The sequence below is a fragment of the Marinobacter sp. 1_MG-2023 genome, assembly GCF_030549045.1.
In the GTDB taxonomy this organism is placed as follows: Bacteria; Pseudomonadota; Gammaproteobacteria; order Pseudomonadales; family Oleiphilaceae; genus Marinobacter.
Genome location: NZ_JAUOST010000006.1, coordinates 209955 through 236100 on the forward strand (window position 1 = coordinate 209955; position 26146 = coordinate 236100).

A 26146-nucleotide genomic window follows, 5' to 3' on the forward strand; every position below is an offset into this window, starting at 1 on the left:
AATATCAGATTCCGGGCACAAAAAAACCGCCAACTGGAAAGTGGCGGTTTTTTTGTGCCCGGAGATTCGCCCCGGGAAAATCACATACGGTTAAGCCATTCCGGTGGCTGCTCGTCTTCTTCGGAATCGCCAGTACCTTCTTTCGCTGGAACCATCAGGTCTTCGCGAGAAACGCTCATTGCCATCAAGAGGTTGGCAGATACATAGATGGACGAATAGGTACCTACGACAACACCGATGATCAACGCAAGCGCGAAGTTATTGATCGCTTCTCCACCCAGGAAATACAAAGCCAGCAAAACCACCAGCGTGGTGCCCGACGTGTTAATAGTACGGGCAATGGTCTGGTGGATAGACTCATTGATGATATCCCAGGGCTCGCCTTCCCGCATTTTCCGAAAGTTTTCACGGATGCGATCCGCCACAACAATGGTGTCGTTCAGCGAGTAACCGATAACGGCCAGCAAGGCTGCAAGAACAGTCAGATCGAAGGTCCACTGGAACAATGCGAAAAGCCCGAGAACGATAATAACGTCGTGGGCCAAAGGCACTACCGACGCGATACCGAATTTGAACTGGAATCGCATACCCACATAGATGAGCACCACGGCGAGCGCCAGAAGAAGGCCGAGGCCACTATCCTCTTTAAGCTCATCACCAACCTGCGACCCCACAAATTCGGAACCGATCAGCTCAAGCTCATCACCACCAGCCTCAAGAGCGCTGGTGATCTCCTGGGCAAGCTGGTCATTACCGGCTTCAGACAAACGCACCAGAACAATGGTATCGGCACCAAAGTTCTGCACTACAAACTGGTCGTACCCCGCCTCCGTGAGCGTCGAACGAACCTCGTCGAGCAGAGGCGCTTCCTTATACTCCAGCTCAACGGACGTGCCGCCAGTGAAGTCCATGCCAAAGTTAAGGCCACGGACTCCCAGAAGCACAATGGAAACTACTATCAGTGAAATGGAGATAACAGAAGCAATCTTCCGGAACCCCATAAAATCAAACGGCTTCTTCTGATCATCAGACATTGGCGATCTTTCCTCCGATCGACAGTTTCTCGACCCTGCGGCCGCCATAGACGGTATTGACGATACTCCGGCTAACCATCAGCCCGGAGAACATGGACGTCAGGATCCCGATGCACAATGTCACCGCGAAACCTTTGACCGGGCCCGAGCCCATTGCGAATAGAATAATAGCTACAAGCAAAGTCGTGATGTTCGCATCGAAAATGGACACAAAGGCGCGGGAGTAACCTGTGTTGATCGCCATCTGGGGTGATACACCCCCTTTGAGCTCCTCTTTTATGCGCTCAAATATAAGCACATTGGCATCGACCGCCATACCCACAGTCAATACGATGCCGGCGATACCAGGCAAGGTCAGTGTGGCCGAGAGAATGGACATGCACGCTATAAGAAGCATCAGGTTGATGGTCAGAGCAATATTTGCCACAACCCCGAAGCCCCGGTAATAAACCAGCATGTACAGAAGCACAAGGATAAACCCGAGAGCCACTGACATCATGCCCGCATCAATATTCTTCTGACCCAGGCTTGGCCCGATAGTGCGCTCCTGTACAAAGTACATGGGCGCAGCCAAAGCACCGGCTCGCAGAAGCAGTGCAAGTTCCGCGGCCTCAGGAATGGAGTCCAGACCTGTAATGCGGAAGCTGCTGCCCAATGCTGACTGAACAGTAGCCAGGCTGATAATACCTTTCTCAACAACCCGCTTTTCTGACTCCACCGGCTCGCCATTGACCATTCTGGTCTCGGTTTCCGTGCGGAATTCAATAAACAGTACGGCCATGCGACGGCCTATGGCATTGCGCGTCGCCCGGTTCATCAAGTCGCCGCCCACCGAGTCCATGGTGATACTTACCTGAGGCTGACCGTTTTCATCGAACGCCTGCTGGGCATTCGCAACGTTATTACCTGTAGCAATGACATCACGCTCCAGGCGAGCACTACGCTGGAGCTCATCGCGGAAGCTGAACTGCTCGGTCTCGCTCGCCGCAGCATCCTGACGAGCTTCCATACGGAATTCCAGGTTTGCTGTAGCACCAAGAACACGTTTGGCCTGAGCCGTATCCTGAACACCCGGCAGCTCTACGATAATCCTGTCAGCGCCCTGCTGCTGCACCAGAGGCTCGGCAACGCCAAGTTCGTTCACCCGGTTGCGGATAGTGGTCAGGTTCTGCTCAAGGGCATACTTGCGAATGGCAGTCACCTCAGCTTCTGACAAGGTAAGAACAATCAAAAACTCGTCACCACTGGTTCGCTCGTCGAGCAAAAACTCGTTGTACTGACGCTTGATCAAGTCAAAAGCTTCAGACCGGGAGGCTTCATCACGAAAACTCAGGACGATATCACGGTCACCTTCAACATCACCGCCGCGATAACGAACGCGCTCTTCACGAAGCTCTCGCTTTATCTGGCCGGAGACAGCTTCCAGTCTCTGGCCAACGGCTGTATCCATATCGACTTCGAGCAGGAAGTGAACACCGCCACGGAGGTCGAGGCCGAGTTTCATCGGCCCTGCACCCAGGCTTCTCAGCCAGGAGGGTGTCGAAGCTGCCATATTGAGAGCAACAAGATAGTCTCTACCAAGAGCGGCCTGAACCGCTGGCCGGGCGCGCAGTTGATCATCGGAACTGGTCAACCGGATAAGGGCATCCCGATCCTCAAGAGAACTGCTTTTAACCTCGATACCATCCGATTCCAAAGCCTTGAGCGCCCTCTCGAGCACGGCAGAATTAACTTCGGTACTACTGCGCGCACCGGTAATCTGCACAGCGTAGTCATCGGGGAAAAGATTGGGTAGAGCGTAGATAAACCCGATCAGAATCGCGATCAGGATAATCAGGTTTTTCCAAAGCGGGTACTTGTTCAGCATGGGATCCCTTGTAGCCGGCCCTGAAGCCAGCCTTGGTGTTTCAGCCAGGAAGGTTCAGGCCGGCGGGTATCAAGGCCGGCCCTGAGAGACCTTGCTCAGATATCTTTGAGCGTACCTTTCGGCAATGCAGCGGCAACAGCGACTTTCTGTACCTTGATCTCAACATTGTCAGCAATTTCAACAATGATGAAATCGTCGGTTACTTTCGTGATTTTTCCGGCAATGCCGCCGGATGTAACCACTTCGTCACCCTTGTTAAGGCCTGACATCAGTGTTTTGTGCTCTTTAGCGCGCTTGGATTGCGGGCGCCAGATCAGGAAGTAGAAAATCAGAATAAAGCCGGCGAAGAAGATCACCTGGCCCATAACACCCATGCCACCAGCAGGACCCGCTTCCTGAGCCATCGCAAGTGCGGGCATCATTGCCATTAGGCCGGCTAAAAACAACTTGACTGATTTCATTAAAACTCTCCGTTGATTAAGCAAAAATAGTTACCCATTACCCAGCGCTGGCACTGTCTCGCCGCGCAGAGCATAGAAGTCGCTTATAAAGTCCGACAATGTACCTGCTTCAATGGCGCCGCGCAATCCAGCCATCAGGTTCTGATAGAAGCGCAAGTTATGGATTGTATTAAGCTGGGAACCCAGCATTTCTCCACACTTATCCAGATGATGCAGGTAACTTCTCGAAAAATTCTTGCAAGTGTAGCAGTCACACCGATCATCCAACGGTGAGGTATCGTGACGATGCCTGGCATTGCGGATCTTTACGATGCCGGTAGATGTGAACAGGTAACCATTACGGGCATTTCTCGTAGGCATCACGCAATCGAACATGTCGACACCGCGCCTTACCCCTTCAACGAGATCTTCCGGGCGCCCTACCCCCATCAGATAACGAGGTTTGTCGGCCGGCATTTTCGGCGGCAAATGATCAAGGATGCGGATCATGTCTTCTTTTGGCTCACCTACCGACAGACCACCAATGGCATAACCATCGAAACCTATGTCGGTAAGGCCTTCCAGAGAACGGTCTCGCAGGGACTCATACATGCCACCCTGAACAATGCCAAACAGTGCTGCGGGATTACCCTCATGGGCGTCCTTGCTGCGCTTCGCCCAGCGCAGTGAAAGCTCCATAGAGTCCTTTGCCTGCTTCTCTGTTGCAGGGTATGGAGTGCACTCATCAAATATCATAACGATATCCGAACCGAGATCACGCTGGACCTGTATCGCAATTTCCGGTGACAGCTCAACCGGTGAACCGTCTATCGGTGACCGGAAGGTTACTTTTTCTTCGGTAATTTTGCGCATCTCGCCAAGACTGAAAACCTGAAATCCGCCAGAGTCGGTCAGGATCGGCCCTTTCCACTGGGTAAAGTCGTGGAGATCACCGTGGGCTTTTATCACCTCTGTGCCTGGGCGCAGCATTAGATGAAACGTATTACCGAGGATGATTTCAGCGCCGATTTCGTGAATATCGCGCGGCAACATTCCTTTGACCGTTCCATAGGTGCCTACAGGCATAAACGCCGGGGTTTCAACCGTTCCCCTCGGAAAGGTCAGCCTGCCGCGTCGCGCCAGACCATCTTCTCCCAATTTTTCAAAGGACATGAAACAGGGCTGGCTCAAGACTTGTCTCCGCTATCAAGTGGTGATTGAGTGCCTGCCTGTGCAGGCTCATCAGGTACTCCAAGCAGCATTCCCCTGCTCGGCTCCTGTCCGGTTATGAACATGGCATCGCCATAACTGAAAAACCGGTACTTTTCGTCAACAGCTTCGTGGTATGCACGCATCACATGCTCGTAGCCCGCAAACGCGCTCACCAGCATGATCAGTGTGGATTCTGGCAAATGGAAGTTGGTAACCAACGCGTCGACGGTCTGAAACCGGTAGCCGGGATGGATAAAAATATCCGTTTCGCCCCGGAAAGCGCGCAAAAAACCTCCCCTGCTTGCAGACTCGAGAGACCGCACTGAGGTTGTCCCAACGGCTACTACACGGCCACCCCGGGCACGAGTGCGATTAACCGCCTCTACCGCCGCCTCGGGCACATGGACTATTTCACTGTGCATCACATGCTCGTCGATACGGTCTACGCGTACAGGCTGAAAGGTTCCAGCCCCTACGTGCAAAGTAACGAATGTGCTTTCCACCCCTCGCGCTTTGAGAGCCGCTAACACGTCTTCATCAAAATGCAGGCCAGCCGTCGGAGCTGCGACGGCCCCGGCTTCCCTGGCATAGACTGTCTGATAGCGCTCCCGGTCCGCAGATTCATCTGGCCGGTCAACATAAGGCGGCAGAGGCATATGCCCAATACGCTCCAGCATATCCAGCACTGCCTCATCAGCCTCACTCGCAAGATGAAACAAGGCATCACTACGGCCGGTCATGCGCAGTACAGTACCGTCTTCAAGAATGACCTTTTGACCATCCTTAAGGGCTTTAGACGCCCGAACATGAGCCACCAGGTTACGTTCATCAATTACGCGCTCTACCAATACTTCAACCTGACCGCCGGTTTCTTTCTTGCCAAACAGGCGAGCCGGTATCACACGAGTATCATTGAAAACGAGCAGATCGCCTGGCTGCAGCAAATCCGGAAGGTCCGTAAAACAACGGTGCACAGTATCGCCTGTCGTACCTTCAAGGCATAGAAGACGGGAAGCGCTGCGCTCTCTTAGGGGGTACCGGGCGATGAGTTCGTCCGGGAGATCAAAGTGAAAATCGGAGACGTTCATGGACCGGACTGTTCACGACGTCGCACTATGCGACTTGAATATGGTAGCGGCGGGCCAATTCAAGATCCGGGCCGCTGCTGGTTAATTTTCGTAAGTGACTGATTTAATTAAACTCAACCACTTACGAAAGCGGCGTAGTATGGCATGCGCACCAGCTCGGTTACAACCACACCGCCCTTGGCAGTGCGCGCCAAGGCACAATCAAACCGTTAGGTCGACACGGCCTTAGTTACCCTTCTTTGCATGGGGCAAGGTTTTTCGAAGTGCTTTAACTATCACCTTTCCGAAATCTTTGGCGGCAACGTCTATGCTTTTCGGATCAACTGTACTGGAATACAGCTGCCAGACGGGCTTGGCAGAGTCCGTGTCGAACAACGTCGATTTCAACGCATAGCTTATGGTTTCTTCATAATCTGCTGGCACTACTGTAGTTTCCATATAAGTGGTTGATGCCAGTGGCCCAACAGATGTAACAACAGGCTGGTGAATAACCTGCTCCGGAACATATCGGGATTCGCGATGCTTGCTGATCAGAGAAACCACCAGTACACCATCGTATTCGCCGCTTCTTGCATCCTCAGCAATCAGGTTCTGTAATCGGGTCGGGTCACCCCAGGGGATCTCTGAGTTCTGCATTTCGAAGCGACTAGCTTCGAATTCATGCTTGTTCAGTTCCGCCACAAGCTCGGTTTCCATAGCCGACCTATTGTGCTCTTTTTGCGTTACAGCGAATACCAGAACACGGCTGTAGTTTTTATCTACTTCCGCAACCGCATCAATGCGCTCGACCTTTGTGCCGGAGCTGGCGCACCCGGCCAAAATTGCTGCGAAAAAAAAGCAGATATATTTCATTATTGTAGATCCCTTCATACTTGCCCTCTTAATTCCCTGTAGCCCATAGACAGCCGTTTCTTTAGCCACCCTTGCTGTATTAATGACACGCTGTTCCGACAATCATTGTAGTTCAGAGCTATGGTGAGCACCCGAAAAATTAGCCAGACATCTCATCTGTTGCTTCGGACAATTATCGAAGAAACCGAACAGACACAAAAAAACCAGCCTGGAAGCTGGTTTAATTTTTCTCTAGGAAACTGATCTCAAATCAAGTTTTGGTAGCGGCGGGCGGACTCGAACCGCCACTCCGGTTAAGGAAACGGATTTTGAATCCGTCGTGTCTACCAATTTCACCACGCCGCCATCGAAGAGAGGGGGAGATTATACTGAGCCTGATCGTGAAAGCAACACGCTGAGACGCGAGTTTTTTCACGGCCCCTCACATTTACAGTCGGTCGAATAACGACAACTGGGAAACCTGGGCAAAGGATTGCTGCGCAGCCTGCAACACAAAGCTCTGAAAACTGAGATTGCTGATCGCTTCCGCGTAATCCACATCCTGTAGCTGGGAGCGGATCTCATTGGTATACACCGACGAATCTGCCAGGAAGTTCCTGGTGGATTCAACCGCATTCATGCGCCCGCCCAACTCTGTCTGCTTGAGGAGAATGCTCTCCTGGGCATTATCGAGATTTACCAGCGACTGAGCGATAAGGTCATCGTATTCGGCAAGACCCTCTGGCGTGCCCTTATCGATGGACTCTAGCCCCGCAATAAGGTTTTCGATGGTGCCGAATACCGATTGCCGCTCGTTGGGCTTCAGCGTGAAAGAGTCCCCTGCGCCCGGCGTTATATCGGCAATAGTGGCTTCAACCCCGGCAACTACGAAGGGTTCACCACTTTCATAAGTAGCAGGGGTAACGGCAAGTGCATTACCTTGGCTATCCTGGGCCTGAATAATACCGGCAGCGTCGACTGTGAGCGAAATATCGCCGGGAAAGCCACCGCTGAAGGCTGCGTTAAGGTCAGCCTCATTGACAACTGACACTCCGGATATAAATCCACCTGAAACATTAGTGGTGTATTCTCCGGTTGCAGCGGCCGGGATATTCACGAAAATACCCTTGCCATTGTCACTGATCGGGACGGTAACGCCATCATCGATTTCAAGAACGCGCTGGCCCTCGTCACCCTGATAGACGTAACTCCCTTCCTCGTTCTGCTGAAAAGCCTGCACAGAGCCCTGAAACCCGCTGAAAATATATTCACCAGAGGCATCCCGGGTGTTGCCAATATTGGCCAACTGCCCCAGCCTTTCTTCAATTTCCGAGGAAATGGACTGGCGATCATTCGCGGACAGAGACCCATTGCCTGCCTGGACAGTTAGTTCACGAATTCTCTGGAGTATATCTATGGAGCTTTCCAGAGCGTTCTCCTCCTGGCTGAGACGGTTGTCGGCCAGATCCACGTTGCGCTCATAAGTGCTAACCCGGGATAACTCCTGGTCAAGCTTCAGAATGCGGGCCGCAGCCACCGGGTCATCCGAGGGCTTATTAACCCGCTTACCCGTGGATATCTGCTGCTGGGTGCTATTCAGATTACTGTTTAGCTCCTGCAACCGGTTAATACCGCTTGAGAACACTTGTTGTGATGAAATCCTGATCATGTCACATCACCTCTATCTGTTACCGGAACGTCTGCAACAGCGTATCGAACAAATCCTGGGCCACCGAAATCACCTGCGCTGAGGCGTTATAAGCAGCCTGGTACTGAATCAGTTTGCCGGCTTCCTCATCGAGGTTTACCCCCGAGACCGACTCCCGCTGGGCAGACGATTGCTCCAGCAGAGTATTACCAGCTTCCAGATCAAACTGGCTCTGGCGAGTTTTAACGCCGATATCCTCAACAAGGCCCGCGTATCCTTCCGTGAAGCTCTGGCTATTGCCGTTGAGTGTATTGGCGGTGCCCAGGGCAGCCATTAGTTCGGCATTCCGGTTATCCGAGACACCATTGCTGTTGTAGTTAATCTCGAAGGTGTCGCCTATTGCCGGCTGGCCTGTTAACTTGAACTGGTAGCCTTGGTAATCATCACCCGCAGCAGGGTCACTACTGAAAACCAAATTGATATTGCCGCCGGTGTACTCTTTTGGCGAACCAATAACAGGTGCGGAAGAAGGATCCCCAGCAACTGCCTCAGGGCCCTTTACGACGTACATCATGCCCGTAGAACCGCCCGCCTCAAAAGAGATGGTTAAAGGCCCATTCGCTAAATCACCCGCCGTCTGAAACCCCGGCAACAGTGAGCCGGTAAACGGGCTGCGCACATCCAGCATAGTGCCCTGATCGATCTGTCCCGTTCCCACATTTTGATCGCCGGTAGTGGCGCGAATAGGGCTGGCAAACGCCAGATCTTCTTCCCGATCAACCTGCAGCCCCATTGATTCTGCTGCGTTACGGCTGGGCTGAATCAGGTACTTGTCGCCAGCGTTGAAGCTTCCACCTTCTACCCGGATATTGAAACCCGGCATGGTAATTTCGGACTGAACGGGATCCGGCAACCGGCCCTGATTAACAATTTCCCCGGACGCCTCGTCGATAAGCTCAAAATTACGCCCGTCGCCGCTGAACTGCAGCGTCCAGCTTCCGGCCGGTAGTTTGCTGCTGTCGGTAATTTCGACCGCCAACTGCCCATCATTTGGCAACTGGTTGTCTGCATTCGCCACAACACGGCTTCGCTGAACTGCCAGGTCGTTAACGTCGTTAAAAAACAGACCACCCAGATCACCCTCAAGATCCATACCGATTTCGTGTTGATGATTCATGCTGGCAGCAACGCCAATCGCGATCCGCCCCAACTCATCAAACGCCGGCTTCAGCGCTTCGCTTTCGAAACGTTTCAGCCCACCGAGCTTACCGCCGGAGATCTGTTCATCTATGTTAAGGGTGCGACCACCATTGGATAGCGTAAACTCCAGACGCGTCGGATCTTCCGAGCTGCTCCGGGTGCCCATCTGTGCCGCATTATTTCCAACTACAAGGGAAAGGCCATTGGAGAGGGAAACGTTTACCTGGCTACCCTCGGCTTCAGTCACTTTTATGCTCACCAGCTCAGAGAGCTGGCGCAATTTTTCATCCCGCTGATCCAACAACTCATTCGGCATCTGGCCCTGGGCTAGCCCCGGAGATTCAGAAATCGCCAGATTAAGGTCTGCAATGCTGTTCAGCAGAGCGTTGGCATCTTCAACACCCTGCTGCATCTGAGTCTTCACAGACTCCCGCTGCTGAATGAATTCCTGGCTAAGGGCTTGGAAACGGTTAACGACCTGTTGCGCTTCACTCAATACCAGCTGTCGCTGCGGTAGCGAGGTGGGATCCTCCGCGGCGTTTTGCAGACTTGCAAAGAAGTTATTCAGGGCAGTATTCAGGCCCGTAGTCTCACCACCCAGCAAGTTGTCGAGCCGGCTCAACTCGGAATTCAGTGTTTGCTGCTCACCCGTCAGCGTGCTGTCTTCACGCACCTGCTGCACAAGAAACTCATCCGCCAGCCTGCGAATATCCACGACGCTGACGCCTGAACCAATGGTTCCGGCACCAGTGCGCTGCCCTTGCTGGGTTTCGAACACCACTTCCTGCCGGCTGTAACCAGGCGTATTCGCGTTGGTGATGTTGTTGCCTGTGGTATTCAAAGCGCTCTGATGCCCGAGGATACCGGTCAGGCCAATACCTAGCAGTCCCGCCATAATAATTACTCCCCGGCCCCATTGCTCATTGAAAGAGTCATCAACGAATCGCGGTTCATAATCCGATTGATTTTCTCACCGTACTGAGGATCAGTGGCATATCCAGCTTCCTGCAACTTCCTCGCGAAAACTTCTGGTTGATCGGCACTTGCGAGCACATCCCGATACCGGGGATTCGACTCGAGGAATGACACATAGTCCCGGAAGCTGGATTCGTAATCCGGGTAAGCCCGGAAATCCGCGCGCTCTTTCATCGGAACACCCTCACGGAACTCGGTAGTGGTGATGGTTACCGCATCACCCTCCCAGCGACTGTCAGCCTTGATACCGAAAAGGTTATAACTGTGCTGGCTGCCATCGCCCCGGATCATGTGCTTACCCCATCCTGTTTCCAGAGCTGCCTGGGCCACCATCAATTTGGGATCAATACCTGTATCCGCAGAGATGCTTTCTGCAACAGGCAAAAGCGTGCGCACAAAGTGCTCAGGAGAATCGAACTGCTCCGGCATTTTTTGTGCCTCAGGAGACGCCGCCGGGTTTTTATCGACCTCAACCTCTGAGACTTCTTCAACTCGCTCAGGAAGGCGGGGCGACAGTGGCGGTATGCTACGTTCATAATCCGCCAGTACAGTTTTGTGAGATGCGAGAAGCGCTCCCTCTTTATCGATTCCGGGAATGTCTTTCCCCAACTGCCGCACCAGAGCATCAGCAAGCCCGGTGCCCTGCCCGCCCGACATGGTAAGGCTCATCTGGCTGTCGAACATGTCGCGGTAGAATTCCGACTGGCTGCTGTTGAGGTAGTTACCCTCAGCAAGCACATCTCCTGCTTTGCGCATGGACTTCAGCATTTCAGACAGAAAGATACTTTCAAACTGACGCGCCACTTCCTCAAGCGCCGCCTGTTTATCGTCACGGGCACCGTTTTTCAGTGCATTCAGCCCGCTGAAATCTGTGTATACCCTGGCCTGTTGAAGCTGATAATCCTGCATCATGTCACCTAGATAACAATAAGCTCGGCGCGCAATGCGCCTGCCTGCTTCAGGGCTTCCAGTACCGCCATAACGTCGCCGGGTGCGGCACCAACCTGATTCACAGCCTGAACAATGTCGTTCAGCGTAACCGCCGGCCCGAACTTGAACATGCGAGCCGGGTCTTCGGTAATAGCAATCTGGCTATCCTGCACAACCTCAGTGTTACCAAGAGCAAATGGATTGGGCTGCTGCACTTCCGGGTTTTCCTGGATAGTCACTGTGAGATTGCCGTGAGTAACAGCCGCTGGGCTCACCTGAACGTTCTGCCCCACTACAATGGTGCCCGTACGGCTATTGATAACGACTTTTGCAGCATCTTCCGCAGGATCCACTTCAAGGTTTTCCAGAATGGAAAGAAAGCTCACACGCTGCGAAGGGTCACGGGGGGCGCGCACAGAAATCGATGTCGCATCGTGGGCATAGGCCATATCGGGTCCCAGATTCTCATTGACCACTTCCACCACTCGGCGAGCCGTTGTGAAATCGGGGCGCATCAGGTTAAAAGTGATGGTGTCGCCACGAGTAAAAGGAGAGGCGATTTCACGTTCAATCGTGGCACCGTTTGGTATGCGGCCAACGCTGGGAACATTTACAGTGATACGCGAGCCGTCCAGCCCTTCAGCACCAAACCCGCCGACAACAAGACTGCCCTGAGCCATGGCATAAACGTTGCCATCAGCACCTTTAAGAGGTGCCATAAGCAGAGTACCGCCTCGCAGACTATCCGAGTTACCAATGGACGAAACCGTGATATCTATTTCCTGGCCCGCTTTGGCGAACGGCGGCAGAGTCGCGCTCACAGTTACGGCCGCTACATTGGCAAGATTCGGGTTCACCCCGTCCGGCAGGGTGATACCGAACTGGTTCATCATGTTGCGAAATGTCTGATTAGTGAATGGCGCCTTGTCACCCGTACCATCCAGCCCCACCACCAGCCCATAGCCCACGAGCTGGTTGTTGCGCACGCCTTTGATTCGCGCCAGATCCTTCAGGCGATCGGCCAACACTGGCGCCGCCATTACCGCAAGCATCAGCGAAAGAACTACGCATCGACGTATCATCACAGAGGCCACCACTCGCTGTTAAAGAATCGGGCCAGCCAGCCCATCTGGTTTGCCTGATCGAAATCACCGGTACCACCGTAAGCAATTCGGGCATCCGCAATACGGTTGGAAGCCACAATGTTGCCTGGGTCGATATCCTGTGGCCGAACAAGACCTGTCAACCGAACGTATTCATCGCCATTGGTCAACGACAACCATTTCTCGCCACGAATTTTCAGTACGCCGTTTGGCAAAACATCTGTAACCGTGACGGTAATGCTGCCCGCAAGGCTGTTGCTCTGGTCAGCTTCCGCTTTGCCGCTAAAGTCCCGCTCGTTCGTTATAGAAGTAGCAACGCCAAAATTGCTTTTTCCCAGCACTGTAGGCTCTGGCAAGGTGATTTCGTTGTCTTTCGTGATGCTAGATTCTGCGTTCTTGCTTGCACGGGTGGACTCGTCAAGCGTGACCGTCAGCACGTCTCCAATATTCAGTGCAACCGTGTCCCCATAAAAATTGTAGTTGCGGGAGCTCTGGTAAATGGCTCCGGATTCCGGGTCACGCTGCATCATTGCCTGAGCTCGAACCGGCGCATAAGCGGGATCATCCGGCACAGCTCGCGGCCGGCTCATGGCGGTACACCCCTGCAGTAGAATCAGCATCCAGACCAGCAGAAAAGTCCCTGCCCGCCCGGTTAACCAGGTTGATGTAGTCGGTTTCATGAGTTCACTCCTCACTTCTTTCGCGCGCCTGACATCTCAAAAACATGCCATGGCAAAGCATTAACCAATGTTGTTGGTAATAAACTGGAGCATCTGGTCTGTGGTGGAGACGACCTTAGAGTTCATCTCATAAGCACGCTGGGTAGTAATCATATTCACCAGCTCTTCAACCACTTCCACGTTGGATGACTCCACCATGCCCTGCTCCAGCGTACCCAGCCCGGCCAGACCCGGCTCGCCCTCAGCAGGGTCGCCACTGGAATTGGTTTCCTTGAACAGGTTGTTACCTATCGCCTGCAGACCCTGGGGATTGATAAAGTTCACCAGAGTGATCTGGCCCAGATTGACTGGCGCCGCCTGGTCATCAGTGATCGCGGAGACCGTACCGTCTTTTCCGATCGTTACGGTTGTAGCGTTTTCCGGCACGTTAATGTTCGGCTGGAGTGGGTAACCATCCGGTGTAACCACATCGCCGTCGGCATTGAGCTGGAACTGACCATCTCGCGTGTAGGCTGTCTGACCATCCGGAAGCTCGATCTGCAGAAAACCACGGCCATTAACGGCTACATCAAGAGGCTGTTCAGTAATCTGGAGGTTGCCCTGGCTGAATTGCTTTGCCGTTCCGACTACCCGCACACCTGTACCTAACTGCAAGCCCGAGGGCAGCTCGGAGTTCTGAGTGTTCAAACCGCCCGGTTGCCGGTTGATCTGATACAGCAGATCCTGAAATACCGCCCGATCCCGCTTGAAGCCCGTGGTGTTTACGTTGGCCAGGTTGTTGGAGATGGTGGACATGTTGGTGTCCTGGGCACTGAGACCCGTCTTACTAACCCATAGAGCCGGATGCATAGTCTTTACTCCTTGCCGATGCCTGGTTTGCGGCCAAAATTTGCCGCTTTTCGCCAGGCTGGCGTTGTTTTCACGTTTTTTTCAAAAGTTATCAAAGGTTCTGCAACAGCCGTGCCGCTGCTTCGGAATTCTCGTTCGCGGTACTCATAACCTTCACCTGCATCTCGTATTGACGGGACAACTGAAGGTTGGAAATCATTTCTTCCACCGCATTAACATTAGAGCTTTCGAGAAAACCAGACGCCACGCGCAACGTGGCATCGGCAGGCTCTTCACCATCAATCGCCTGGTCCGCCTTGCGATGAATAAAGCCATCCAGCCCTTTTTCCAGCGCCTCCGGGGGAGGATTGACCAGTTTCAACCGATCCACTTCTACTAGCTGGTCGGGGGGCCCACCCACGGGAACAATAGAAACAGTGCCGTCGGCACCGACCTGGACATTATCAAAGGGAGGAAGGGCAACCGGTCCGCCGTTACCCAGAACCATCTCGCCACTGGCCAGCCGCACCATGCCGTTAACATCAATTTGCAAGCTGCCGGAGCGGGTAAAGGCTTCTTCACCGAGGTTGTTCTGAATAGCCAGCCAGCCTTCGCCTTCTATGGCGACGTCCATTTTTCGGCCGGTTTGCATCAGTGCTCCCGCCGATAGATCTGTGCCGGGGCGCTCCGCCATAGCGTATGCACGGGTAGGATGATGTTCCCCGAATACAGGCATGCTGCGGGCCTGGGCAAAATCCTTCTTGAAACCTGTGGTGCTTACGTTGGCCAGGTTGTTGGCATGGGCACGCTGGGAAAGCATATTCTGCTTCGCGCCAGACATACCGAGATAAAGTGCTTTGTCCATGGGACAACTCCTGCCGGAATTTTGACTGTTTCCAGTGCTCTTTCAGACATTCTTGCAGGAGTCATGCCACATTCAGACAAAAGCCTGTTTAGCGGAGGTTGATGATGGTCTGGGTGACCGCATCGGAGGTCTCGATCGTTTTGGCGTTCGCCTGATAGTTGCGCTGGGCAATAATCAGGTTCACCAGTTCTGCAGAAAGATCCACGTTGGACTCCTCAACCGAACTGGCTGCGATACTGCCGAGCGTTCCTGTATCTGGCTGGCCAATAATCGGCTGACCGGATTCGAACGTTTCTACCCAGCTGGTATCTCCTATCGGCGACAAGCCGTTTGTGTTGTTGAACGAGGCCAACGCCACCTGCCCCAAAGCTTTCGACTGGCCGTTGGTATAACGGGCAAACAGTGTTCCCTCACCCGAGACATCAAGGCCAGACAAACGACCGGTGGTATAGCCATTCTGGCGCTGATCATCAACACCAAACGCTGCGCCATACTGGGTTGTACCCCCGAGGCTCAACACAAAAGCCGATGATGTCGGTGGCTCCGGAATGGGCGTAACAACATTAGTGCCCGCCGGCGGAGGACCGTCCGCTCCGTTGGGTTGGCCGTCGCTGTCCTTCGGAATCCAGTCGGTGATGAGAATTTCGCCGTTGGCATCGCCATCAACGGACTGCAGGGTGCCGTCCTGATCAAATCTTGCGGTATACGGCGTAGTGTCGGTACCCGCAACCATTTCACCGTCAATCTGCAGGTAAACGGACCACTGGCTAACACCCACACCGTTCCCCGGAGATGGTTCTTTCACAAAGAACTGAGTCATTTCGTGGGAGTTGCCCAGGCTATCGAAGATAGAAGTGGATGTGGCGTGATTATAAGTACGCTGATCCAGTGGGTTGAACTCATTGGTGATTCGGATAGGCGAATTGGTATACGCATCCGCAAAATCCGTGTCCGCTCCAAGGCCCGACAAACCAACAATTGATCTGTCACCCGTAACATTCACGTCGCCTGATACGGTGATAGGTGTGCTTACGGAATCAGCCGGAGTACCGTTACCATAACTGAACTCCAGATCTTCCCCCTGGTTATGGATAACCCGCAGTACGTCATTGCCAGTCCCATCATCCACTACAGACGCCGAAATAGCGGTATCGCTGGAGCGGTTGATGGCGTCCCTGAGGCCCAACAAGGTTGTCGCGGTGCTGGTATCAAGCTGAAGTGGCGCATTGTTGACACTAAGGCTGAACGAGAAGCTCCCTGCGGTCTGTGCTGCCGAAATATAGGAATCGGTCAGCGGCGGGGCCGCGGGCACATTGGTATCAACGATCGACGCAGTCGTGGTCGCTGAAGCACTCAGGCCAGGTGCATTGGTGATAATGTCTGCAATATCACCGGCTGTTGTTGCCGGGCTCAGATCCACAGAGTAGTTCGGAGTGCCATCAGAATAGGTGATTTCAAACTGCTCACCGCTAATATCGTTGAATGCAAGCGGTCCCACATCCCGTACTCGGGATTCGAGCACGGACTCACGGGAATCCAGGTTCAGGTCCGTAGTCAGGCTGGTCGTTCTACGCGGCGCCAGGTTATCGGTAGCAATCTCAAGATCGCCACGGATACCGGAAAGGTTACCGTCATCGTCGGCGGTGTAACCTTGGACCCGCATGGACTGAGCGTTGACCACAAAGCCATCTTTATCGATGGTGAACTGACCAGCCCGGGAGTAACGGGTTTCGCCACCATTATTCAGTATAAAGAAGCCATCTCCACTGATGGCCATATCAAGACCGCTGTCAGTGAAGCTGATGTTGCCCTGACTGAACGACTGTTTTACGTCCTGAACGTTCACCCCGTCACCAACCGGTGCAGAGCCTCCGCTCAGAAAACCACTGGCATAGAGATCGCCAAACTGTACTCGGCTGCCTTTAAAACCTACGGTGCTGGCATTGGCAATATTGTTGCCGGTTACATCCAGATCTACCGCTGCCGCCCGCAGGCCGCTTAGTCCTGTATTAAAAGCCATAATTCACCTCTGGTCTGACACCGGTATTAATTGATTTGTTGTACATCTGACAGCGCAATGGAGCCCATCCCCGCCAGGTTCAGAGTCACCGACCCACTCTGGCCCAGTGACACACTATCTACATTGGCGCTGACAAGGGTCGGAAGCTGAACGCTACCCTCAGAATAAGAGGCTTCAGCCACAATCTGATATGGACCCGGCGGCAAGCTGTTGCCGTTTCCATCTGTGCCATCCCAGCTGAACGCCATAACTCCCGCGGAGCTACTGCCCAGATCAATCTGACGTACCAGCTCGCCGCTCGCGCTTTGAATAGAGAGGCGCACACCACCAGTGGACGCAGGCACTTCAATGTTGCCGGAGATTTCGCCTTCAGCGCCGAGAATCCCCACTTCGGAAGGTGCGAGAACGGTTTTGCCTACCATCGCTGACGCCTGAAGCGCCTGGGAAGAGCGGAACTGCCCGACCACATCATCAACGGTGCTGGTAAGCGCCTGCATTTCTTCAAGCGAGCTGAACTGTGCCAACTGGGAAATGAACTCACCGTTGTCCTGAGGCTCCAGCGGGTTCTGATTTTTCAACTGCGCCAGCATCAACTCCATGAACTCGTTCTTGCCGAGCTCACTATTGCTGCTGGTGCCACTCTGAGTCTGACTGCGATAATCAGCCAGTACATCTGAGGCTTCTGTTGCGTTAATTGTACTCATGATTCAATCCCCCGCCCCATTACTGCTGACCAAGTGTCAGGATGCGCTGCATCATGGATTTAGCCGTGTTCATAATGTCTACATTCATCTGAAAGCTTCTTGAGGAAGACATCATGTCTGCCATCTCTTCCACCACATTCACATTGGGATAGAACACATATCCGTCCTCATTTGCTGCCGGATGATGAGGTTCGTAGCGCATCTGCAGTTCCGCATCGCTTTCAACAATGCCCTCAACACGAACGCCAGCACCTGCATCCTCACTCGCCTGAACACCAAATCCTTGTTGCCCGGGGTTCAGAATTGACTGCTGAATGGCAGAGAAAACCGGCTTCCGCGCACGATAGGTCGTGTCAGTGCTGGAACTCGCCGTCTCTGCGTTGGCAATGTTTGAAGCGGTTGTATTCAGCCTCAGCGACTGCGCTGTCATTCCGGAACCGGCGATATCGAATATGCTGCCCAGTGACATGATAATTCTCCTTAGCTAATCGTAGACCCGCGGATTACTCGCCTTTGATGGCTTTAGTCAGGCCGGTAAACTTGCTGTTCAAAAACTGGAAGCTGGCCTGGTAATCCATCGCATTGCGCATAAACCGGGTCTGCTCTGCCTGGGCATCCACCGTATTACCGTCTACGGAGGGCTGGTTTGGTACCCGGTACATCAAATCTGAATCACCAGCGCCCGCTGAAGTATCCATGTGGCCTTCATGGGTTTTCTCCATGCCAAAGCCACTCATACTGTCCTGGGCCTTTTGCATCATGGCCTGAAAATCCATATCCCGGGCTTTGAAACCTGGCGTATCAGCATTGGCCATATTGTTCGCCAGAACTTCAGCGCGCTTTACTCTGGCTTCCAGCGCGTGCTGGTGAATGCCAAGAGCTTTGTCAAAAGTGATCGCCATACAACCTCCGAAATACTGTCTCCGGCGGCTTGAGGCCTTGCCGGTTTCGTTCTATGGCAGAACTAAAGCAATGCTGATGCCAGATTTTTGAAGCCCTTTAAAATAGGGACATTCAGAGGGTTACAGGAGGGGATTGAGGTAAGAGCGAAGTAAAGGGGAACGGCAAACCCGGGGAAAGCGGCAAGCTGCTTCCCCCACAGGAATAGCGGGGAAGCACACGAAGTAACTACGCAGGCCAGCGCGCCACAAACTCAGCCAGCTCCGGCCGGGGTACCGCGGGCTTGGCCGAGGATACAGAGCCGGTGTAAAGAAGCCCGATGATAGACTCTCCCTCTTCAAGCCCAAGCCCTTCGAGAACCACCGGGTTGTATACCAACTCACCGGTGCGCCACATCACGCCAAAGCCAGCATCCTCCAACGCCAGCCCCAGAAAACTCATGCCCGCGCCCGCCGAGAGTATCTGTTCAATTTCGGGGATCTTCTGATGCTCTTTGGGCGACGCGATTCCAACGATAACCATCGGTGCACGCTTCGCTTTACCACGGATTATCTCTAGCTTCGCTTCATCGGTTTTACCCCTCATATCGGTGTACCCGGCGGCGAGCAAATCACCCAGGGCATTAAGACCTTCACCCTCGATAACCAGATAACGCCAGGGGCGCAGTAAGCCATGGTCCGGAGCACGCGATGCACACGCGAAGGCCCGGTCAAGCGTTGAGGCGTCGGGGCCCGGCGCTTCCAGCCGCGGCTCAGATGCCCGGTTGAGCAAAAAGTCAGTGACTGAACTCATATTAATAGTTTCCGCTAACTTAACGCTGGTCAGTTACAACTCAAAAAAGACCAGTGAATTGTGGGTTCTACGTAATACTGTTAACCTTTAGTCCTACTCGGCATAAAACAAATAAAATTCTACGGTTCCAGCGCCATGAGTGATCAGCGTACATGATGAGTGCTCCGGCAGATCTGCGCAATGCCAGCATCAGCGCAGGAAAATCTCTGACCTCAGAGGCCCTCAACAGCCCCATAGCTATTCCCCCGATGCCCGATTATAACGGTCGTCTAATTGCCTATACGGCAACGGCTGCCATTATTGTGGTGGGCGTATTGCAGGGGGCGTTCGAGCAATGGCACCTCTGGATGATTGTCGGCGCGCTGGCCTGGCCACATATTGCGCACCAGCTTATCCGGCAAACGTTTTTGAGAAACTCACCCCGCATTCGCCAGAAAATGCTCACGGCGGATTGCGTTATTGGAGGCGGGTTCATAGGTTGCATCGGGCTGGTTGCCATACCCTCGGTCTCGGTGGCATTGATGCTGATGTTCAGCGGCCTGATCATCGGCGGCATACGCCAATTCCTGATTGGCTCGGCCTTTATGGCGGCCTCTATTCTGGTTTTCTTCTTGGTTCTTGGGCCCGCAGACTCCTTCCAGTCCCCCCTGCTCACCAGTATGCTGTCCATCTCGTTGACCGGCTTCTATATCTGCGTCACTGCGTTTTATTCGCACCAGCAGGCCCGCGCTCTGATGCTGGCAAAAACTCAGATACAAAACCAGCGCGAACAATCCATAGCGCTGTCCCACAAGCTTTCAAAGTACCTTTCGCCTCAGGTCTGGCAGTCTATCTTCACCGGGGAAAGAGACGTTCGCCTTGAAACCCAGCGAAAAAAGCTTGCCGTCTTCTTCTCTGACATAAAAGGCTTTACCGAGCTTTCCGAGGAAATGGAACCGGAAGCACTCACCGAACTTCTCAACCACTACTTCAACGGTATGGCCGAAGTAGCTCTCAGGTACGGCGGAACCATCGACAAATTTGTGGGCGACTCCATTATGGTTTTCTTTGGCGACCCCACCAGCCGCGGCCAGCGGGAAGATGCGTTTGCTTGTGTATCCATGGCAATCGACATGCGCAAACACATGAAGATCATGCGGCAAAAGTGGCGCAGCCAGGGTATAAAAACCCCGCTCGAAATCCGCATGGGTATCAGCACCGGCTACACAACCGTGGGTAACTTCGGGGCTGAAAATCGCATGGATTACACCATTATCGGCAAAGAAGTAAACCTCGCCAGCCGGCTGGAATCCCTTGCAGAGCCGGGTGAAATACTCGTTTCCTACGAAACCTTCTCACTGATCAAAGACCGGATTATGTGCCGTGACAAGGGCGAAATCACCGTTAAGGGCTTCGTTAAACCCGTGCCCATTTACGAAGTTGTAGATTTCCGCAGAGACATGGGCCCGAACCGAAGCTTTATGGAACACGAACACAGTGGTTTCGCAATGTACCTGGATTCCGACAAGATCACCGAACGGGAGCGCCGGAGCATTCTCAGCGCTCTGGAAGATGCCGCAGACCGCCTGCGACAAGAAGAAGATTCAGCCCGGGACTGATTATTGACGAATCAGCCTTGGCCCCACCTGCTCCTCCGGCCCGGTACTACGCCAGGGGTTTATATCAAGCCCCCCACGGCGAGTATAACGGGCACACACAGTCAGGCTCTGCGGCTCGCAGCGATGTAACAGGTCGGTGAACAGCGTCTCTACGCAGTGTTCATGAAAGTCCTGTTTCTGTCGAAAACTCACGATATAGCGTAACAACCCGGCGCGATCGATGGCCGATCCGGTATAGCTGATCAGCACTGTGCCCCAATCCGGCTGGCCGGTCACCGGGCAGTTACTCTTCAGCAAGTGCGAGCATAGATGCTCGGTTACCACAGGCCCGGTTGCTTTCAGTGATTCAGGCGCGTAGTCATAAACCACGTCTTCAACTGGCTCGTTATCAATCAGCTCATAGCCCGACGGGCGCCCGACGGCCATATCCGAATCGTCGACGCTCCGAAAGCGCACATTTACCGCTGCGCCACTGGCACTGGATAAATCCGCCGTAATAGTTTCGACAACCTGTTCGGCCGATGAAAACACCGTCTGGTTCAAGGAATTCAGGTACAGCTTGAGAGACTTGGATTCAATAATCGACGGCGCAGCGGCGGGAAACCGGATTTCCGCCCAGGCCAGGTCCGGAATGCCTCCAGGGCGAAGCCATGAGATTTCCCAGGCCTGCCAGAGATCGCCTCCGAACCAGGGCCAGCGCCCATCTTCCAGCCCGATACGGCGTCTATTCTCCGCCCGGGGCACCGGGAAAAGCAGGGCCGGATCATAGCGATCAGGGTACTCGCTGGCTTTGCCCAGCGGTGCGTTATCAAGAGCCATATAATTTCCTGAAATCAGTTCTGAATGCCAGCCTGCAAAAGCTCGCATTCACATCAGTGGCGAATACCTTTCCCTCGCGCCAGTAGTTTAAGCGCAATGAACGTAAGCACGGCGATAAAGGCGAGAATCATACCAAGAGATACAAACGGATTTACATCAGAAACGCCGAGTATGCCGAACCGGAAGCCATTCACCATGTACAGAATCGGGTTAACCATAGAAACACCCTGCCAGAACTCCGGCAGCAGATCGATGCTATAGAACACCCCGCCAAGATACGTCAGCGGTGTCAGAACGAAGGTAGGAACGATTGATACATCATCAAACTTGGTCGCCAGCAATGCATTGATAAAGCCGCCGACGGCAAACAGTGCAGAGGTGAGAAATACGGTTACCACAACCATCGGCAGGTTGTGAATCTCCAAACGTGTAAACGCCAGCGAGAGCAGGGTTACGATAAGGCCTATACCCAGGCCACGGGCCATGCCCCCGGTTACGTAGCCAGCAAGAATCACCCAGTTCGGCACCGGCGATACCAATAGCTCTTCCACGCTTCGCTGGAACTTCATGGAGAAAAAAGACGACACCACGTTCGAGTAGGAGCTGGTAATCACTGCCATCATGATCAGCCCCGGTACGATAAACGCCATATAGTCGAAACCGCCCATGTCACCGATTCTGGAACCGATCAGATTCCCGAAAATGATGAAGTACAGCGTCATGGTGACGGCTGGCGGCAGCAGAGTTTGTGCCCAGATGCGGGTAAACCGGCGAATCTCTCTCAATACAATCGTGGTATAAGCGGTGAACAGAGCATTGGCATTCATTTTTCGCCCTCCATTACCGCTTCTTCAGCCGGTTCATTCTGTTCCACCATGCGGATGAACAACTCTTCCAGGCGATTTGCTTTAGTACGCATACTGACTACTTTGATTCCCTGCGCCTCCAACTGAATAAACACATCGTTAAGCACCTGCCCTTTGTGGACATCCACTTCAAGCACACCTTCACCATCCAGCCGGCATGAGAAACCATCCAGTTCCGGAGCACGCTCCAGAGTGGTTTCCGCATCCAGCAGAAAGGTCTCAAGGCTGAGCTGCTGCAGCAATTCCCGTTTGCTGGTATTCCGGACAATGCGACCGTGATCGATAATGGCAATGTTCCGGCAAAGTGCTTCCGCTTCTTCCAGATAGTGCGTGGTCAGAATGATGGTGGTGCCCTGCCGGTTCATTTCCTCAAGAAACGACCACATGGACCGCCTCAGCTCGATATCTACACCAGCCGTAGGTTCATCCAGAATCAGCAGTTTCGGTTCGTGCACCAGCGCGCGGGCAATCATCAGCCTTCGCTTCATGCCACCAGACAACATCCGCGCTGGCGCATTTCGCTTGTCCCAGAGCCCGAGTTTCTTCAGGTATTTCTCAGCAGAGACTGCTGCTTTTTTCAGGGGTATCCCGTAATAGCCGGCCTGAATGGTGACAATATCAAACACCTTCTCAAACTGATTGAAGTTGAACTCCTGAGGCACAACGCCCAGATGGAGCTTGGCATCCGAGAGGTGGGTATCTATGTCGTAGCCAAACACTTTCACCTTGCCGCCAGACTTGGTAACCAGAGAACACACAATGCCCAGCGTGGTCGATTTCCCGGCGCCATTAGGTCCTAACAATGCAAAGAAATCCCCCTGTGCCACATGTAGGTCGATTCCCTTGAGAGCTTCAAACCCACTGCCGTAGGTTTTGGTTAGCCCCTCAATTTCCAGCGCATTGGTCATAACAGGTTCCGGTTCAAATAAGCAGTGTTGAAGAATCACTCATTCATTGAGGCACGCCCGACTTTTTCAAGGCTGACGCCCATCAGCACCAGCGCCGCGAAATACACAAACTGCGACAGATATCCCGATATAGCCAGGGACGGCTCCCTATAATGCGGTTACAACAATTTACAATCGGCCGTCCACAACCGTTCCGCTGGCCCGGCCCGAACTCAGGGAATGCAAGACGAAACATGGCTGTCGCTCACCTCACTCCCCCATTACTGACTCTGCCCCGTGCGTTTCTGATCACACTATTTATCAGTCCACTTCTTTCCGGATGCTTTAGCGGTGACAGTGGCGGCACGAGCAGTGATACGAGCACGGGGAGAATCAATGCCCTGGGAATCAGCGGAATGTCCTATCAAACCGCCAGCCAGACCGGCATAACAGATGCCAACGGGCAGTTCCATTACTACCCGGGAGAAACAATCAGCCTCCAGGTCGGCAACTTGCTTATTGCGGAAGGTGTACCTGCTCAGGAGTGGGTAACGCCACTGGAGTTCATTCCGGAAATCAGAACACAGCTTGAGGTCCCATCTGTAGACGACGAAGGCCTCAGCACTCACACCATTACCGAACAACAACTCATTACCCGCATACCTCTAACGAACCTCACCCGCTTTCTCATAGCACTGAACTGGACGGATAACCTACGGGAGAATGAAGGCATAGAGATCCGGGATCGCGTCATCCAACAACTGAATGCAGCGCTGCCCAACCTCACAAGCCCGATCGACTTTACTGTCAGCGAAGCGGAATTCAACGCAACCGGTAATCAGCCGTCGCCCGCAAACCAGCTACTTGCCGCCATCTGTTTCTATCCTGAAGGCGATGAGCTGTGCGAGCAGCCACCCACGGAAGAGGAAATCAACAACGCGCCGGAACGCCCCGAAGATGAAGACGACTGGGACCCAAACGTTGACTACAAGCAGGATCTGAGCGCCAGAAGGCAGAGAATTCTTGAAGCTGTCCGCTCAATGGATGAGGTTGACGCTGAAGATGCCCGGCTCTATCTCACGCGGGAGTTGAACGCCATCTCAACCACTATTGGAAACCGCTTTTACCTGGATAACCACATAGCCAGGCATCCAGACAGCGACACGAGCATAAAACAGGTGAAAATACGGCGTATACGCGGGGGCCTTGATCTTGCGAACCTGGAAGCCATTACCACCCGCCCGCAAGATGTAGTCTTGCATTCCTTCAGCTGGCAAACAGCAACAGTGGAGTATTACGTGTCAGGACCCACCGACGGCGAGTCCGAAATCGTCACAAGCTTTTTGCCAGAAGATACTTATCGATGGGTGCGCAAAAGCCTCAGGGTTGTTATTACCGACTGATCAGCCGGGAAAGGCTCCAACGCGACTCGCTGCTGGCCACATCGTAACCGGCAGGATCCAGGCCATCGGTTCCGTGAGCAAGGCATTCTTTGATGGCCAGAATTTCTGCTGCCGCCCGGCTTTCATTATACTTTGCCAGGTCAACAACCTTGGCGGCTTTCAAGGGCGCATGGTAACGGTCAGTCATCACCATAACGCGCGGCCACAACCTGCGCTTGGCCGAGGGAGAAACCACTATACCGCGCTGGCCATCTGTCAGTTCAACCAGGCTACCCGTCGGGTAAATCCCGATCGCCTGAATAAAGCTCTCGACCAGATCACCCTGAAACTCAATATTCCTCATATCGTAGAGCAGAGTCACAGCCTTCGCCGGTGTCATAGGCTCAGCAAAGCTCTCCCTCGGTTCGATAAGAGATTCGAAGAACTCAGCAAGCCCGGCTATTTTCGCCAGCAGAGGGATCCTGTCTCCACGCACGCCTTCAGGAAAGCCCGAGCCGTTATGTCGCTCACGATGCCCCTGCACCACGCTCAGTACCGCGCGTGAAAGGCCGCTGTCTTCGAGCATGGCCATACCTTTCTCAACGTAGGTACGGTAGAGCGCATACTCTTCTGGAACCAGCTGCCCTTCTCGGCTAAGTAACTCAGCAGGCAACCTGGTTTTACCAACCTGGGACAACAAACAGCCCAAGCCAAGATGATTCAGCAAACCTTCATTCAACCCCAGCTGGCGCCCGCATACGAGCGCCCACACCGACGTATTCAGAGCATGTCGATATACATGATCATCATGCTGCCGGATGCGGCTCAGCCACAGTAACGCGTCTGGCTGCCGAACTACGCTACTCACCATTTTGCTGATAACCGCAGCAACCGGCCGCAGGTCTTTGATGCCGTCAGTAGCAAAGGCCTGATAAAGGCCATCAAGCGCAACACCAGCGTCTTCCAGCAAACCATTCGACGCTTTCATTTCCCGCTTCAGCGTGGTCACGGTCCGGTAAGTTACAGGCTCCCGTATGCTCAGCGGGGGGAGGTTTAGCTCTTCTCGCCCCTCTCCCCTGCGTCGGCCTTTGGTACCAAAGGCAGGGCGTACAATTTTGGTGAGCTCTACGGAGTCCCGGGTTTCAGCGACGTCTATAGCAACCCACTTACAATGGGAGACCAGTGCGCGGATATCATCCTGGGAACGGATGTGAAAACCCTGAATGGGAAAGGGTGTCTGATGCCACGGGCGATCAAGATCGGACACAAACATGCCAACCTCAAGATCATGTACCGCAATTTTTCTCTGACAGACGCCCACGCTTCGCTCCTGAATGCGCAATTTCGATGAGTACTATTTTTATACGGATCAGCGGAATAGTCCATTACATTTTGATGTTTCAGCGTAACCGCAACAACACAGTCGGTAACGATAATCTTCAGCCCGAAACAATTTGTAGCAATGTGACAGATATCA

24 protein-coding genes and 1 tRNA gene are annotated in these 26146 nt (G+C 53.5%); 2 read left to right on the top strand and 23 right to left on the bottom strand.

What is annotated here, in order from left to right:
- Positions 1 to 80: 80 nt before the first annotated feature.
- From secF to Q4606_RS15265, 19 genes are all read right to left on the bottom strand, one after another.
- On the bottom strand, positions 81 to 1034 hold the full coding sequence (gene secF, locus Q4606_RS15175; protein ID WP_303595735.1) for a protein translocase subunit SecF: 954 nt from the start codon (positions 1032 to 1034) through the stop codon (positions 81 to 83).
- Complete coding sequence (secD, locus tag Q4606_RS15180) at positions 1027 to 2901, bottom strand: protein translocase subunit SecD (protein WP_303608055.1); 1875 nt, start codon at positions 2899 to 2901, stop codon at positions 1027 to 1029. The genes secF and secD overlap by 8 nt, the downstream gene beginning before the upstream one ends.
- A gap of 95 nt (positions 2902 to 2996) precedes the next feature.
- A complete protein-coding gene (gene yajC / locus Q4606_RS15185; protein ID WP_303596186.1) occupies positions 2997 to 3329 on the bottom strand; it encodes a preprotein translocase subunit YajC in 333 nt (110 codons plus the stop codon).
- Positions 3330 to 3392: 63 nt separating this feature from the next.
- Positions 3393 to 4514 carry a tRNA guanosine(34) transglycosylase Tgt gene (gene tgt, locus Q4606_RS15190; RefSeq protein WP_303596185.1) on the bottom strand — a complete coding sequence of 374 codons (1122 nt, stop codon included), beginning with the start codon at positions 4512 to 4514 and terminating at the stop codon, positions 3393 to 3395.
- Positions 4515 to 4528: 14 nt separating this feature from the next.
- The gene (gene queA / locus Q4606_RS15195) at positions 4529 to 5641 is read right to left on the bottom strand and encodes a tRNA preQ1(34) S-adenosylmethionine ribosyltransferase-isomerase QueA (protein ID WP_303595733.1); all 1113 of its coding nucleotides are present in this window, start codon (positions 5639 to 5641) and stop codon (positions 4529 to 4531) included.
- Positions 5642 to 5866: 225 nt separating this feature from the next.
- Positions 5867 to 6493, bottom strand: a complete 627-nt coding sequence (locus tag Q4606_RS15200; RefSeq protein WP_303608056.1) for a hypothetical protein — start codon at positions 6491 to 6493, stop codon at positions 5867 to 5869.
- Positions 6494 to 6751: 258 nt separating this feature from the next.
- A tRNA-Leu gene (locus tag Q4606_RS15205) sits at positions 6752 to 6838 on the bottom strand.
- Between the two features lie 82 nt (positions 6839 to 6920).
- Complete coding sequence (flgL, locus tag Q4606_RS15210; RefSeq protein WP_303608057.1) at positions 6921 to 8141, bottom strand: flagellar hook-associated protein FlgL; 1221 nt, start codon at positions 8139 to 8141, stop codon at positions 6921 to 6923.
- Between the two features lie 19 nt (positions 8142 to 8160).
- Positions 8161 to 10215 (bottom strand): flagellar hook-associated protein FlgK, encoded by a 2055-nt coding sequence (gene flgK, locus Q4606_RS15215; protein ID WP_303608058.1) that lies wholly within the window; start codon positions 10213 to 10215, stop codon positions 8161 to 8163.
- Positions 10216 to 10220: 5 nt separating this feature from the next.
- A complete protein-coding gene (gene flgJ / locus Q4606_RS15220; protein ID WP_303608059.1) occupies positions 10221 to 11204 on the bottom strand; it encodes a flagellar assembly peptidoglycan hydrolase FlgJ in 984 nt (327 codons plus the stop codon).
- An 8-nt stretch (positions 11205 to 11212) separates the two neighbouring features.
- A complete protein-coding gene (locus Q4606_RS15225) occupies positions 11213 to 12307 on the bottom strand; it encodes a flagellar basal body P-ring protein FlgI (protein WP_303595728.1) in 1095 nt (364 codons plus the stop codon).
- Entirely contained in the window at positions 12307 to 13008 is a 702-nt protein-coding gene (gene flgH / locus Q4606_RS15230; protein WP_303595727.1) for a flagellar basal body L-ring protein FlgH, read from the bottom strand. Before flgH ends, Q4606_RS15225 begins: the two co-directional genes overlap by 1 nt.
- A 60-nt stretch (positions 13009 to 13068) precedes the next feature.
- A complete protein-coding gene (gene flgG, locus Q4606_RS15235; RefSeq protein ID WP_303595726.1) occupies positions 13069 to 13857 on the bottom strand; it encodes a flagellar basal-body rod protein FlgG in 789 nt (262 codons plus the stop codon).
- A gap of 91 nt (positions 13858 to 13948) precedes the next feature.
- The gene (locus Q4606_RS15240; RefSeq protein ID WP_303595725.1) at positions 13949 to 14701 is read right to left on the bottom strand and encodes a flagellar basal body rod protein FlgF; all 753 of its coding nucleotides are present in this window, start codon (positions 14699 to 14701) and stop codon (positions 13949 to 13951) included.
- Positions 14702 to 14789: 88 nt separating this feature from the next.
- A complete protein-coding gene (locus tag Q4606_RS15245) occupies positions 14790 to 16721 on the bottom strand; it encodes a flagellar hook protein FlgE (protein ID WP_303595724.1) in 1932 nt (643 codons plus the stop codon).
- A 26-nt stretch (positions 16722 to 16747) separates the two neighbouring features.
- Positions 16748 to 17425, bottom strand: coding sequence for a flagellar hook assembly protein FlgD (locus Q4606_RS15250; protein WP_303595723.1), 678 nt, complete (start codon positions 17423 to 17425; stop codon positions 16748 to 16750).
- Positions 17426 to 17444: 19 nt separating this feature from the next.
- On the bottom strand, positions 17445 to 17894 hold the full coding sequence (flgC, locus tag Q4606_RS15255; RefSeq protein ID WP_303595722.1) for a flagellar basal body rod protein FlgC: 450 nt from the start codon (positions 17892 to 17894) through the stop codon (positions 17445 to 17447).
- Between the two features lie 34 nt (positions 17895 to 17928).
- Positions 17929 to 18327 (bottom strand): flagellar basal body rod protein FlgB, encoded by a 399-nt coding sequence (gene flgB / locus Q4606_RS15260; RefSeq protein WP_303608060.1) that lies wholly within the window; start codon positions 18325 to 18327, stop codon positions 17929 to 17931.
- A 226-nt stretch (positions 18328 to 18553) separates the two neighbouring features.
- Entirely contained in the window at positions 18554 to 19117 is a 564-nt protein-coding gene (locus Q4606_RS15265) for a nitroreductase (RefSeq protein WP_303595720.1), read from the bottom strand.
- Positions 19118 to 19269: 152 nt separating this feature from the next.
- Here Q4606_RS15265 and Q4606_RS15270 point away from each other — a divergent pair, with 152 nt between their 5' ends.
- Positions 19270 to 20715: an adenylate/guanylate cyclase domain-containing protein gene (locus Q4606_RS15270; RefSeq protein WP_303595719.1), complete on the top strand. Its 1446-nt coding sequence runs from the start codon at positions 19270 to 19272 to the stop codon at positions 20713 to 20715.
- Here Q4606_RS15270 and queF read toward each other — a convergent pair whose 3' ends face one another.
- The 3 genes from queF to Q4606_RS15285 are packed head-to-tail and all read right to left on the bottom strand — an operon-like array spanning position 20716 to position 23308.
- Complete coding sequence (queF, locus tag Q4606_RS15275; protein WP_303608061.1) at positions 20716 to 21534, bottom strand: NADPH-dependent 7-cyano-7-deazaguanine reductase QueF; 819 nt, start codon at positions 21532 to 21534, stop codon at positions 20716 to 20718.
- Between the two features lie 53 nt (positions 21535 to 21587).
- Positions 21588 to 22361, bottom strand: a complete 774-nt coding sequence (locus Q4606_RS15280) for an ABC transporter permease (RefSeq protein WP_303595717.1) — start codon at positions 22359 to 22361, stop codon at positions 21588 to 21590.
- Positions 22358 to 23308: an ABC transporter ATP-binding protein gene (locus Q4606_RS15285; protein WP_303608062.1), complete on the bottom strand. Its 951-nt coding sequence runs from the start codon at positions 23306 to 23308 to the stop codon at positions 22358 to 22360. The genes Q4606_RS15280 and Q4606_RS15285 overlap by 4 nt, the downstream gene beginning before the upstream one ends.
- Positions 23309 to 23703: 395 nt before the next feature.
- Between Q4606_RS15285 and Q4606_RS15290 the strand changes: the two genes are divergently transcribed.
- Positions 23704 to 24690, top strand: a complete 987-nt coding sequence (locus Q4606_RS15290; protein WP_303608063.1) for an organic solvent ABC transporter permease — start codon at positions 23704 to 23706, stop codon at positions 24688 to 24690.
- Here Q4606_RS15290 and Q4606_RS15295 read toward each other — a convergent pair.
- Positions 24680 to 25990, bottom strand: coding sequence for an HD-GYP domain-containing protein (locus Q4606_RS15295; protein ID WP_303595714.1), 1311 nt, complete (start codon positions 25988 to 25990; stop codon positions 24680 to 24682). The two genes, Q4606_RS15290 and Q4606_RS15295, sit on opposite strands and share 11 nt — an antisense overlap.
- Positions 25991 to 26146 lie beyond the last annotated feature (156 nt).